The following is a 12,723-nucleotide window of genomic DNA, read 5'->3' on the forward strand; positions in this document are numbered from 1 at the left end:
CCAAACGAGCCCAGATACAGGGAATATGTCCCTGCCTCTGCGGCTCGTTAGTTTATGCTCTATATTTTGTCACTGTTGAATGGGACATGCCCCGAATTACGCTCCGATGTAAATACCGATCGATTTGCCTCCGGCTTCAACACGTTCCATGCCCTCATTCGTGCCAAATGTCACTTCGGTCACGAGTACATTTTCACGTAAAACATCATCAAACGCCTGAATAGCTTCCTGAAGCGATGCATCCACATCCAGCGTCAAACGTACTCTCTTCTCAATCGGCAGGTCCAGTCGTTTCCGCGTATCTTGCACGGCACGAACCACTTCACGGACCCAGCCTTCCTGTTCCAATGCTGTCGTGATTTCGGTATTGAGCGCAACCGTCAGACCGTAACCAGATGCTGAGGCAAAGCCTGATTTGGCCTGTTTATCAACCAACAATTCTTCGCTCGTCACTTGTAGCTCTTCGCCTTCCGGAGAAACGATATTCAGCACACCTTCCGAAACGACTTTACGTGTCTCATCTGCGGACATCCCCTTGAAGAAGTTTTGCAGGAAACCTACGTTTTTGCCGTATTTTTTACCTGCGACCTTCAGGTTCAGCTTCAATGTAAAGTCAACGAATTCCGCATCATTATGCTCTGTACGAATTCCTTTCACATTGATCTCTTCCTTGATGATCTCTTCATAACTTGCGAGGTCAAAGCCTTTATCCAGGGAAACGATCAATTCGGACAGTGGCTGACGTGTCTTGATACCTGTTTCGTTACGAACGTTACGGGCAAGTTCAACCACACGGCGAGCCGTCTCCATATCCTGTTCCAGTCCTGCATCAATCAGCGCTTCATTGGCTACTGGATAGTCTTCCATGTGCACACTCTCACCTGTTGCAAGGTTCAGGTAAATATCCTCTGCCAGCATCGGTGTGAACGGAGCAACCAGCTTCGCAGTAGTCACCAGCACCTCAGTCAATGTACGATAAGCGTCCAATTTATCCTCTGTCAGGCCACTTCCCCAGAACCGGTCACGGGAACGACGGATATACCAGTTACTCAACTCATCAACAAACGCTTCAATCGCTTTGGAAGAGTTCAGATAGTCGTTAACCAACAACGCTTTTTCTACAACCAGGATCAGGCTGTTCAGTCTCGACAGAATCCAGCGATCCAGCTTGTGAGCGGACAGTTGGAACGGATGCTCCTGTGGATCAAATCCATCAATGGTCGCGTAAAGCGTCAGGAATGCATGGGTGTTGACCAGCGTATCCACCATTTTGGATTTCGCTTCGCCTACGATGCCTTTGGAGAAACGTTTGCTGTTCCACGGTGCACTGTCAGACAGCAATGCCCAGCGGAATGCATCTGTACCGTATTCTTCAATCACTTCCCAAGGATCGATAACGTTACCTTTGGATTTGGACATCTTCTGTCCGTTCTCGTCGAGGACGTGACCTGTAGCCATAACCGCTTTGTAAGGCGCTTTGCCTGTCAAAAGAGTAGACACTGCCAGCAAGCTGTAGAACCAGCCACGTGTCTGGTCGATCCCCTCACAGATCATATCTGCAGGATACTGCTGTTCGAATACTTCTTTATTTTCAAATGGATAGTGCTGCTGGGCAAACGGCATAGAACCGCTGTCGAACCAGACATCAATCACTTCCGGTGTACGTTTCATTTCATATTTGCCACAAGAGCTCATGACTTTAACGTCATCCACGTATGGTTTGTGCAATTCAAGATTCTCAGGCACGTCGCCTACCGCACGAGCACGCAATTCAGCAATGCTGTGTGGAGCAAATTGTTCGCCTGTCTCCTCACATACCCAGATGTTCAGTGGTGTTCCCCAATAACGGTCACGGCTGATGTTCCAATCCACCAGATCTTCAAGGAACTTCCCGAAACGACCTTCACGAACATGACCCGGGTACCAGTCCACTTCACTGTTGTTGGCAATCAGTTGGTCCTTGATGGCTGTCGTTTGGATAAACCAGCTGTCCATCGCATAGTACAGAAGTGGTGTATCACAACGCCAGCAGAATGGATAGCTGTGCTCATATTTTTCTTTGCTGAACAAACGTCCCTTCTCGGACAGATATCTCACGATATCAATATCACAATCCTTCACGAAACGTCCGGCAAAGTCAGTAACCTCTGCGACAAATTTGCCTTCCAGGTCCACCATGTTGACAAAGCTGATGCCATTCTCACGGCATACCCGGTAGTCATCTTCACCATGGGCAGGAGCCATGTGTACGATACCCGTACCACTGGCATCCGTTACAAATCCTGCGCCCAAAATGATGTTGGCTTTCTCAGCCTGTACGTAGTTGAACGGAGGATCATACGTTTTGCCAACCAGATCGGCACCTTTCAGTGCACCAATGATTTCATACTCACCTTTGGTATCTTTCATCACTTTCTCAACCAGATTGGTAGCCATGATGTACACTTCATCCTCTTGGCGAACACGGGAGTAATCCATATCCGGATTCACGGCAAGTGCGACGTGTGAAGGCAGTGTCCAAGGTGTCGTCGTCCAGGCAAGTACGAATTCTCCACTGTCATTCAGTTTGAATTTCGCTGTAGCGCTCAAGTCTTTGACGTCTTTGTACCCTTGTGCAACTTCATGGGAACTCAGTGTCGTCTGACAAGACGGACAATACGGGCTCACACGGTGACCACGATACAACAGTCCTTTCTCGTGGATCGTCGCCAGGATGTTCCATACACTTTCGATGTAGTTATTATCCAGGGTGATATACGGGTTATCCATATCTGTCCAATAACCGATACCTTCCGTCAGATCACGCCATTGTTGCTCATACTCGAATACGCTCGCTTTACATTCGTTAATGAATTTCTCCACGCCGTAATCTTCGATTTCCCACTTATGGGAGATGCCAAGCTTCTTCTGTACACCCAGTTCTACAGGCAGACCATGTGTATCCCAGCCCGCTTTACGAACGACGCGGTAACCCTTCATCGTATTATACCGTCCAACGAAATCCTTGATTACCCGTCCCAGTACGTGACCGATATGCGGTTTACCGTTTGCTGTAGGCGGCCCTTCATAAAATACGAAGTTTGGCTTACCCTCCCGGTTTTCGATGGACCTTTTGAATGTATTCTCCGTTTTCCATTTATCTAACACGCGTAATTCTCTGGCACGTGCCTTCTCTTTGACGTCAACTCGTTGCATGATGATCAACTTCCCTTTCTTTGGTTAGATTGTGGACCGTCCACAAAAAGCGTTTCAATCCCCCTAAATCCCCCTTACCAAGGGGGACCCCATAGGCGCTCCGCCCTCTGGACACCCGGGATGGGTTGTCGTTGGGGGAACGGTGGCGCTTATGGGCGAGGGTTTATGTGCGTGGTGGCGGCCATTCTGCGGCTGTTCCCTGCGTGAACGCCGCATGGCCTTACTGCGAGGCGGGTGTTGCCGGGTGCTTCGCTCTCCCGGCGGGCGGCTCTCTCCTTGAGGTCCCTTCGGGCCTCATGGACGTTCGCCTTGGCGAACCCGTGTGCCGGGCGCTTCGCTTTCCCGGCGGGTGGCTCTCTCCTTGAGCTCCCTTCGGGCCTCATGGACGTTCGCCTTGCGAAACCCGAGTGCCGGGCGCTTCCCTCCCCCGGCAGATTGGCTCTCTCCTTGGGGTCCCTGCGGGCCTCATGGACGTTCGCCTTGCGAAACCCGAGTGCCGGGCGCTTCCCTCCCCCGGCAGATTGGCTCTCTCCTTGAGGTCCCTGCGGGCCTCATGGATGTTCGCCCTTTTTTGAACACAAAAAAAGCCCCATCCCTGGAAAGGGACGAGACTATACTCGCGTTACCACCCTAATTCTGTTCATCACAAACCACATCCAAGCAAGCCTGGGTATGCTCTGTCATCAACAGCGCTTATGCCCCGCTAAACTACTGCAGGGTGCCGTTATAACGTACGGCTTACGGTTCGGCTTACACACGGCACTCAAGTACACCGCTTCAGCGTCACTTCTCCGGGGAGATATTCGGCTATAACTCATCCATTGGTTTGCACCAACCACCAACTCTCTGAGGGATGAGATCATAACGTACTGAACCCGTCATGGAATCACTATTCATTATGAATATAGTTATAGCCTCTTTGCAGACAAAAGTCAACCAGGCGACAGACTAATAAATTTCTTTCATCTCCCGCTCACGGTCACGCACTTCCTGCTCCCGGCTCTCCAGCACTTCCCAACCATCCTGAGTCAACAGTTCAAGCTGCGCTTCAACAAGCGTGCGGAAACGTGCACGGTAAATCGATGCCTGCTTTTTCAGTTCTTCCACTTCCAAAGCAATTTTACGCGATTTACCCAGCGATTCGTTCACGATTCGGTCTGCATTTTTCTCTGCTTCCTTCACGATCAACTGTGCTTCTTTCTTAGCATTGTTCTTCACATCATCAGCAGCTTCCTGCGCAATGATGATCGTTTTGCTAAGTGTCTCTTCAATCGTGGCAAAATGATCCAGCTTTTCCTGAACGGACAGCAACTGATTGCTCAGCTCTTTGTTCTCGCGAATGACGCCTTCGTAATCTTTGATGACTTGATCCAGGAATTCATTGACTTCATCCTCGTCATACCCGCGCAAACGTCGGGAAAATTCCTTGTTGTGTATGTCCAGCGGCGTTAATGGCATGCTGTCCACCTCCTGTAAAAGTTCCTTCCCGTTCAGAGAAGGTTGCAGCATATGGGTTCCACCCAAGGGGCCGTAGCGTTGATGCCTAACTCTGGCAACTTATACGGAATGCAGGATCCGAATTGCATCCTCAGACGTTCATTCATACCTTTGACTTAATGTATATCGGAAACACCGCGTATTTTTTACACCTTTACGTTAAACATTTCGACAAGAAAGCCAATTTTCCTGCAACAGTCTCAGGCAAATTTGCCGATTTTCACTCGGCAGCGTCCTTTTTTTGTCATCCCTTCCTGTTCAATAACCTTGAATCGGCCAAATCCCTGAATGGATACGACATCTCCGGCTTTTAACGATTTGGAGGGGTCTTCCTCAACCTTCCAGTTCACTCGACAGCGACCGGCTTTGATTGGCACCAGCACCTTACTGCGACTAAGCCGATACACATCTGCACAGATTCCATCCAAACGAAGCGAAGCGACCGTAATATCCATCGTCTCCAGTTTGTTCTCTGACCATCGCATCTGATCCAAAGGAAGTAACTCTGTGAACACGTGTAACCGATGCACCTGATTCAGTTGAAGCGATAAAAAAGCGCCGGTTTCCGCCGCCACCACTGTATGGCAACCGTCCTCCAGCACTTGGATATCTCCGATCTTTCCACGTTTCATCCCAAGCCCGAGCAGGGAACCCATATAGTCCCCATGCTCCAGCTCCGAGATTTTCTGATCATCAGACGTGATACTGAGCACCTGCATACCCATATCCTCTTCATCCAGATACATGTAATCCGGTGCTACCAGCGCACGCTTGCGCTCAGCAGCCTCGTAACCACCATCCAGACGAATCTGAACGTCATTGCGACGATTGGCAAGAGTTTGTAAAATAAAAACCTGTCTTGGGTCAAGAAAGTCAGTTAGCTTCATGTCATGATACTTGCCTGCCCGCTCAACCCAGTCCGAAGCTTTATCTACGAAATCCCGCTCATCATGGCTAAAATGTTCGTAAATTTCACCGCTCATCTATGTCACCCTACCCAACATTATATAAAGTATCGGAGAATGGAGATCAACCCGTTAAGCGCGAGTTGGAGAACGATTAACGCCACAATCGGGGAAATATCCAGCACACCGAACAAAGGTGGTATAAATCGACGGAAAGGTCTTAGATATGGCTCTACTAATTTGCCGAGCCATTCACCGATGAAGCTTTCCCGCGCATTGGGAAGCCAAGACATCAATATGTAGACAATGACCATGTAAAAGTAAATCTGGTATAACGTGTACAACACGCTTTCAATCTGATACAAAAGTGGCTCACCTCATTCTGTTATAATCTTGCTCGCTGTCAGCCAGTATTTCCGTAATTGAGCCCTGAATTTCAACCGTATCTGGCGTACAGAGAAAAATGTTTCCGCCGATTTTGGAAATACCGCCACCCAATGCATATACCGTGCCACTCAAAAAATCAATAACGCGCAGCGCTTGGTCCTGGCGAATACGTTGCAAGTTCACCACAACGGTACGATGCGAACGCAGATGGTCGGCAATTTCCTGAGCCTCGTCATAAGAACGCGGTTCATACAGGACAACTTTAACATTTTTCTGGGAATGAATGCTCACCACATTATTCCCCCTTTGGTTTCTACGTTTATCGAGACTGGAGGTTTCAGCTTCCTGCTGTTCAGGTTCATTTTCCTCCTGCGCAGCCATCCGTTCACGTTCCACAATCTCTTCCTCTTCCTGAAGTCCGAGGAAATTCATAAATTTATTCATTACGCCCATCGTGAACCCTCCTCTTTTCCTACGAGAATCGATCCTAGCCGTACCCAGGTTGCCCCTTCTTCAATGGCCACTTCAAAATCATTGGACATCCCCATCGACAGCTCGGTCAATGGCTCTGCTGTGAGGGCTTGTCCATTCAATTGATCTCTCAGCTCACGTAATCCACGAAATACGGGACGCGTCAGCTCCGGATTTTCCTCATGAGGTGCCATGGTCATCAGGCCGACAACCTTGAGATTGTTGAACGAACGAATATCACGCAAAAATGAACTTGCCTGTTCCGGCTGTAAGCCATACTTGCTCTCTTCACCCGAAATATTCACCTGCAAAAACGTTTCCACTTGAATGCCAAGTGAAGCTGCTTTCTTATCCAACTCCTTCGCCAACGACAAACGATCCAGTGAATGTATGTAACGGAACTTGCCAATTACGTCTTTCACCTTGTTCGTCTGCAAATGACCGATAAAGTGCCAAGTGCCCTGTTGACCAAAAGCTTCCCATTTGGCCTGCGCATCCTGCCACCGATTTTCTCCAATATGCTCAAGACCATGATCCAGCACCGATCCCGTTGTTTCAAGTGAGACGTACTTCGTGACCGCAATCACATTCACATCATCACGTTGACGGTTACTGCGCCGACATGCATCTTCGATCTTCTGATTTACCTGTTGTATACGCTCCTCCAATGACACAGAGGGTCACCTCTCTTCCAGCCCAATCCAGCTAGCCATCCGCCCTGTAACCCCATTTTCCTTCCGGTAGGAGAAAAATAGTTCGGGATGACAACTTGTACACCAAGTTGTACATTCGATATGATCCGGCATTATTCCTGCTTTCATCATAATGTGTCGATTGCATTCTTTCAAGTTTAACATCGTTTTACCGTTATTCACGGGTCGATATACTTGTTTAGAAGCAGAATCCTCGTATTTATCATTAACCGGGGAATCCTCAAACCAAACCCGCACATGCTGCATGACCGCCTCATCCACTTCATAACAGCAATCCCCAATGGACGGACCGATGGCAGCCCGAATATCCTGTCTGCGACTTCCATACTCCCGTTCCATCGTCTCCACCATGGATACGGCAATACCCGCGACTGTACCTTTCCAGCCAGCATGAGCAAGACCTACAGCCTGCTGCACCGGGTCATAGAAATAAAGCGGAACACAGTCGGCATAGAAAGAAGTCAGTAACACGCCAGGCACATTCGTGACCAATCCATCTGTATCCTGCAACGCAGATTGACGATCAAGTAACCCTCTGCTCCGATCTTCAGCGGTAATTACAGCTACATGTTTGCCATGCACCTGCTCTCCACAGGTCCAGGCTTCCGCTGCAAAGCCAAGCTTCTCGGTTACGAGCCTGCGGTTGTTAAGGACAACTTCAGGATTATCCCCCACATGATAAGCACAATTGAGCGAAGCATAGGGAACATTTCCGACTCCACCATGTCTTGTCGTAAACCCAACCGTTAACTTTTCAAACTGATCTCTCCAAGGCGCAACATATAATAATAACGGGTCAGAACCGAAATCTGAATTTGGGCTCACTGTCCGTTCAAGTAATTCCTTATTCAATACAAATGGTTCCATTCTCTCACCTCACCACTTCCAGTGTACCAAATGAGCCACATTCTGTCTCATTTATATCGTTCGACGCTGATTACGTTCCAATCGTTCAATGCGTTCCACACGTTCTGTACGGTTATGCTGCTGTTCATCATACAGACGCGCTTCCCGATCACGCTCGTCATACGTATTTTCCTTAACCTCATCCATCTTCACCAGAATCACATCTGAACCAATCTTCACAATATTTTTCCAGGGAATCACCAGATCTGTTCCCCCTCCAAAGAGTCCCATAAAGCGACTATACCCTGGCACAACAATCGCTTCAATTCGTCCCTGCTTCAGATCCAGCTCCAAGTCACTGATCTGCCCCAGACGTTTGCCATCTGTAATGTTAATGACATCCTTTGTCTGAAAGTCCGAGATTTTCATGCCTCTTGCCGCTAATTCGCTCGTATTCACTTTCATTCATTTCCGCCCCCTGTTATTCCTCTTCTGTCCGTTCATTACACTTCTATACATTATATGTTTCAGGGGCGAAAAATGTCCTGTTTTTCATCGAATGTGTGGAAACCGCCAAAAACAAAAAGACGATCACCGGTATACACTGCCCCGATTGATCGTCCCCCTGTCCTTGCTTCGTATTACGACTTTACATGTTTTTGCATCTGCTGTATTGCTGATTTCTCCAGACGTGAGACCTGGGCCTGGGAAATGCCAATTTCATCAGCCACTTCCATCTGGGTTTTTCCTTCGAAAAACCGCATCGACAGAATCATTTTTTCTCGCTGACCAAGACGATGCATGGCTTCACGGAGCGCAATTTCCTCGATCCATGACACATCCTTATTTCTGTCATCACTGATCTGATCCATGACATAGATCGGATCTCCTCCATCATGATAGATCGGTTCAAAGAGCGAGACCGGGTCCTGAATGGCGTCCAATGCAAAAACAACATCTTCCTTCGGCACATTCAGTACTTCCGCAATTTCGAATATCGTCGGTTCCCGGGAATTTTTATTCGTCAGGCTGTCACGGACCTGAAGTGCTTTGTAAGCAATGTCCCTCAAGGAGCGAGATACCCGAATCGGGTTATTATCACGCAGGTATCGACGGATTTCACCGATAATCATCGGCACCGCGTAGGTTGAAAATTTGACATTCTGGGATAAATCAAAATTATCAATGGCTTTCATCAGGCCGATGCAACCAACCTGGAACAGATCATCGACAAACTCCCCCCGATTGTTAAAACGCTGAATGACACTGAGTACCAGACGCAGGTTGCCATTCACTAATTTCTCTCTTGCTGAGCGATCATGGTGTTGCTGAAGGGAATGAAACAATTCCCGCATTTCAGTGTTGGTGAGGACAGGCAATTTTGCGGTGTCCACGCCACAAATCTCGACTTTGTTTCGGGTCATCGTGATTTACCTCCCAAGGAGAAACATTAATGTACATTATCTCCGGGGCAGGCTTTTTTATTCGTACTTGGCACCCTTGCCAGTAATACCCATTCTGATCAACGATGTATTTCAGACCATTTTATTGAACTCCTTGCGGAGTCTTTTAATGATTCTTTTTTCGAGACGAGAGATGTAGGATTGGGAGATTCCAAGTAGATCAGCTACATCTTTTTGGGTCTTTTCTTCCCCATCCGTCAAGCCAAAACGAAGCTCCATAATCATTCGCTCACGCTCTGTTAATTTTTCCAGTGCCTTGTGCAACAGTTTGCGGTCTACCTGCTCTTCAATATTCCGATAGATTGTATCGTTTTCTGTACCCAATACATCGGATAATAATAGCTCATTCCCATCCCAATCAATGTTGAGCGGTTCATCAAAAGAAACTTCAGTTCGGATCTTACTATTGCGTCGCAGGTACATCAAAATTTCATTTTCGATACAACGTGAAGCATAGGTTGCCAGTTTGATTTTCTTTTCCGGGTCGAATGTATTGACTGCCTTAATCAATCCGATTGCTCCAATGGATACCAGATCCTCGATATTGATACCTGTATTCTCAAATTTACGTGCGATGTATACCACCAGACGCAGGTTACGCTCAATCAGCATCGCGCGAATAGCCGAGTCTCCCGAGGATAATTTTTGCAGCAAAAATTCTTCTTCTTCCCGTGTCAATGGCGGCGGAAGTGCCTCACTTCCCCCAATATAATAAATCTCTTCACTTTTGAGTCCTAGCAGAAATAACAGACGGTAATATTGCAGCTGCGCCACCAGTTTCCATTTCACAAGCATGTACGTTCCTCCTATACCACATTCAGCGGCTTTTCTGTTGCTCCCGCAGAGAGAGCCGTAGACTGCGCAGAAGCAGCGTCTTGCACAAGTTCAGGATGAATCACGGCCTGGTATTTCCCATCCGACGACAAAACACCTCCATCCAGCCCAATTAATACCCGTGTCGTCTCATAACATGTTTCCTCCATCGTTACCTTCACCCGGTCCGGCTTCATCGCCAGCATAAACGCAGTCCCTTTGTTAATGCCCCGATAGGGCACAAGCCGCAGTCGATCCTGCCACTGAAAACTCTCTTGATTAAGCTCCATAATAAGGTTGTCCGGCGCCTCGTCCTTGAGCCTGCCCTTCCATGAAGCAGGTAGCATGTCTTGCCATAACGAAACCTCCATCACCATGACCGGCATACGTGTTAAGGGATCGGTGAGCTGATTGCCCGTATCCAGAAGGCCTGTACAAGAAATAACGACCTCATCGATGCAGACCTCGACTTTACCCAAATAGGTCGTCATGCGATCCGTTTTCTGTTTTGAGCTCTGCACAGCTTTGAATAAAAACAGGACAGCAAAAAATACAATAAACGTGAACCAGAAGGCAATCTTCAGATCAAATGACATTCCACCCGAAGCCGTAAACCAAATACCGTTAAACAGCTCTCCGGAACTCTGAAGCATGTAATGCACACCCAGAATACCTCCTGCAGCGACAAAATTAATCACATAGAAGGTACCAAGCGTTCTCGCAAAAGCCTGCAGCCCCTTAAATCCAAAAGCAATACTGAGCATAGCCAGAGAGAATCCAAACTTGATCAAAAAGGTGAACATAAAGTCAAACTCCGGCACAAACATCATGACTACATATAATGCGCCCACAATGGCTGATAGCAACCATCTCCACCAAACCAGCTTCGTTTTGCGCATCCAGGCGGTCAGTCCGATGAGAGCACCGTCAATACACAGGTTTGTCAAAAAAATAAGATCCACATAAACAACCAAACTCTTCACCTACCTGCATCCAACATATCGAAATAGTGATATTCCGATATTCATGAGCATATTCACAAGTATACGGAGCCCCCTGTTCAAAGTCTGTCTAATCATGGGGGTGTGTTTCCAACTTTTTTTGTCGGAATTGCGCAGACCTGTTGTTCAGAATTTGTTCATTGCTGTATGCTAAGATATCTAAGAACGAAAAAAAACCCGGTTACTCCATCAGGAGCACCGGGTTTTCGATAAATCGATATGAGTATTAATCGTTGTTATTATTGCGTGAACGATTGCGTAAAAATGTCGGAATGTCCAGCTGATCATTGCTCGGCTGATTTCCGAACGGACGCAGGTTCGGTGAACGCGTATCCGTTGTCTCCGTTGTTGCTGGAGCTGGTTTACGTCCTGGTGGTGGTGAAGCAGGTTTGTCTTCAAAACCGGTCGCGATAACCGTAACCTTAATCTCTTCTTTGAGATCTTCATCAATGATGGCACCAAAGATCATATTCACTTCAGGATCAGAAGCAGAAGTAACAATCTCTGCAGCTTCATTAACTTCATAGAGAGACAGGTTCATGCCACCCGTAATGTTCATGATGACACCACGTGCACCTTCAATTGAAGTTTCCAGCAAAGGACTCATGATGGCTTTACGAGCCGCTTCAGCTGCACGGTTCTCACCAGTTGCCTCACCAATACCCATCAGCGCAGATCCTCGCTCGGTCATGATTGTTTTTACGTCTGCAAAGTCAAGGTTGATTAGACCCGGTACTGCGATCAAATCAGAGATACCTTGTACTGCTTGACGAAGTACATTATCCGCTTGACGGAATGCTTCAAGCATAGGTGTCTTTTTGTCTACGATTTCGAGCAAACGATCATTAGGAATCACGATCAGTGTGTCGACTTTTTCTTTGAGGGCTTCAATACCTTGCTCTGCATGGCTGGAACGCTTGCGTCCTTCGAATGTAAATGGACGAGTTACGACACCAACTGTAAGTGCACCACACTCTTTAGCGATTTCGGCAATAACCGGAGCCGCACCTGTACCTGTACCGCCACCCATACCGGCTGTAACAAATACCATGTCTGCACCTTTCAACGTGTTCATGATCAGATCGCGGGACTCTTCCGCTGCTTTTTTACCTACATCCGGGTTGGCGCCAGCGCCAAGACCACGAGTCAATTTATCACCGATTTGCAATTTATGCTCGGATTTTGCCAGGTGTAAAGCCTGGGCATCCGTATTCACCGTAATAAATTCAACACCTTGTACACCATTTTCAATCATACGGTTGACTGCATTGCTTCCGCCGCCGCCTACACCGATGACTTTAATTTGAGCCAAGCTCTCCATCTCGAAATCAAATTCCAACATATTATTCCATCTCCCCCTCAATGTGCATGGATGGCCCGTCCAATTTTTGATTTGAACCGAATCAATTTCATATATCGACGAACGAAAGCG

12 protein-coding genes and 1 other annotated feature are annotated in these 12,723 nt (G+C 47.6%); all 12 genes read right to left on the reverse strand.

All coding sequences use genetic code 11. The features are described from left to right. Nucleotides 1-96 precede the first annotated feature (96 nt). Nucleotides 97-3,195, reverse strand: coding sequence for an isoleucine--tRNA ligase (gene ileS / locus WFI24_RS14590; RefSeq protein WP_336761856.1), 3,099 nt, complete (start codon nt 3,193-3,195; stop codon nt 97-99). A 598-nt stretch (nt 3,196-3,793) separates the two neighbouring features. Continuing rightward, nucleotides 3,794-4,086 (reverse strand) — a binding site (T-box leader). A gap of 57 nt (nt 4,087-4,143) precedes the next feature. Further along, on the reverse strand, nt 4,144-4,653 hold the full coding sequence (locus WFI24_RS14595; protein ID WP_062835445.1) for a DivIVA domain-containing protein: 510 nt from the start codon (nt 4,651-4,653) through the stop codon (nt 4,144-4,146). A gap of 239 nt (nt 4,654-4,892) precedes the next feature. Further along, the gene (locus WFI24_RS14600) at nt 4,893-5,675 is read right to left on the reverse strand and encodes a YlmH family RNA-binding protein (protein ID WP_336761859.1); all 783 of its coding nucleotides are present in this window, start codon (nt 5,673-5,675) and stop codon (nt 4,893-4,895) included. 20 nt (nt 5,676-5,695) lie between these two features. Continuing rightward, a complete protein-coding gene (locus tag WFI24_RS14605) occupies nt 5,696-5,962 on the reverse strand; it encodes a YggT family protein (RefSeq protein ID WP_440131282.1) in 267 nt (88 codons plus the stop codon). 7 nt (nt 5,963-5,969) lie between these two features. Further along, the gene (locus tag WFI24_RS14610; RefSeq protein WP_062835447.1) at nt 5,970-6,437 is read right to left on the reverse strand and encodes a cell division protein SepF; all 468 of its coding nucleotides are present in this window, start codon (nt 6,435-6,437) and stop codon (nt 5,970-5,972) included. After that, complete coding sequence (locus tag WFI24_RS14615; RefSeq protein ID WP_145323160.1) at nt 6,428-7,129, reverse strand: YggS family pyridoxal phosphate-dependent enzyme; 702 nt, start codon at nt 7,127-7,129, stop codon at nt 6,428-6,430. The genes WFI24_RS14610 and WFI24_RS14615 overlap by 10 nt, the downstream gene beginning before the upstream one ends. A gap of 6 nt (nt 7,130-7,135) precedes the next feature. Then, on the reverse strand, nt 7,136-8,035 hold the full coding sequence (gene pgeF / locus WFI24_RS14620; protein ID WP_336761863.1) for a peptidoglycan editing factor PgeF: 900 nt from the start codon (nt 8,033-8,035) through the stop codon (nt 7,136-7,138). A 51-nt stretch (nt 8,036-8,086) separates the two neighbouring features. Then, nucleotides 8,087-8,479 carry a YlmC/YmxH family sporulation protein gene (locus WFI24_RS14625; protein ID WP_336761865.1) on the reverse strand — a complete coding sequence of 131 codons (393 nt, stop codon included), beginning with the start codon at nt 8,477-8,479 and terminating at the stop codon, nt 8,087-8,089. Nucleotides 8,480-8,655: 176 nt separating this feature from the next. Further along, nucleotides 8,656-9,438, reverse strand: coding sequence for an RNA polymerase sporulation sigma factor SigG (gene sigG / locus WFI24_RS14630; protein WP_017687309.1), 783 nt, complete (start codon nt 9,436-9,438; stop codon nt 8,656-8,658). Nucleotides 9,439-9,549: 111 nt separating this feature from the next. Beyond that, a complete protein-coding gene (sigE, locus tag WFI24_RS14635; protein ID WP_017687308.1) occupies nt 9,550-10,272 on the reverse strand; it encodes an RNA polymerase sporulation sigma factor SigE in 723 nt (240 codons plus the stop codon). An 11-nt stretch (nt 10,273-10,283) separates the two neighbouring features. Then, nucleotides 10,284-11,264, reverse strand: coding sequence for a sigma-E processing peptidase SpoIIGA (spoIIGA, locus tag WFI24_RS14640; protein WP_336762247.1), 981 nt, complete (start codon nt 11,262-11,264; stop codon nt 10,284-10,286). Nucleotides 11,265-11,517: 253 nt separating this feature from the next. Then, on the reverse strand, nt 11,518-12,633 hold the full coding sequence (gene ftsZ / locus WFI24_RS14645) for a cell division protein FtsZ (protein WP_145323164.1): 1,116 nt from the start codon (nt 12,631-12,633) through the stop codon (nt 11,518-11,520). Between the last annotated feature and the right edge of the window lie 90 nt (nt 12,634-12,723).

Origin of the sequence: Paenibacillus sp. USHLN196 (assembly GCF_037144955.1) — a bacterium.
GTDB lineage: Bacteria > Bacillota > Bacilli > Paenibacillales > Paenibacillaceae > Paenibacillus > Paenibacillus xylanexedens_C.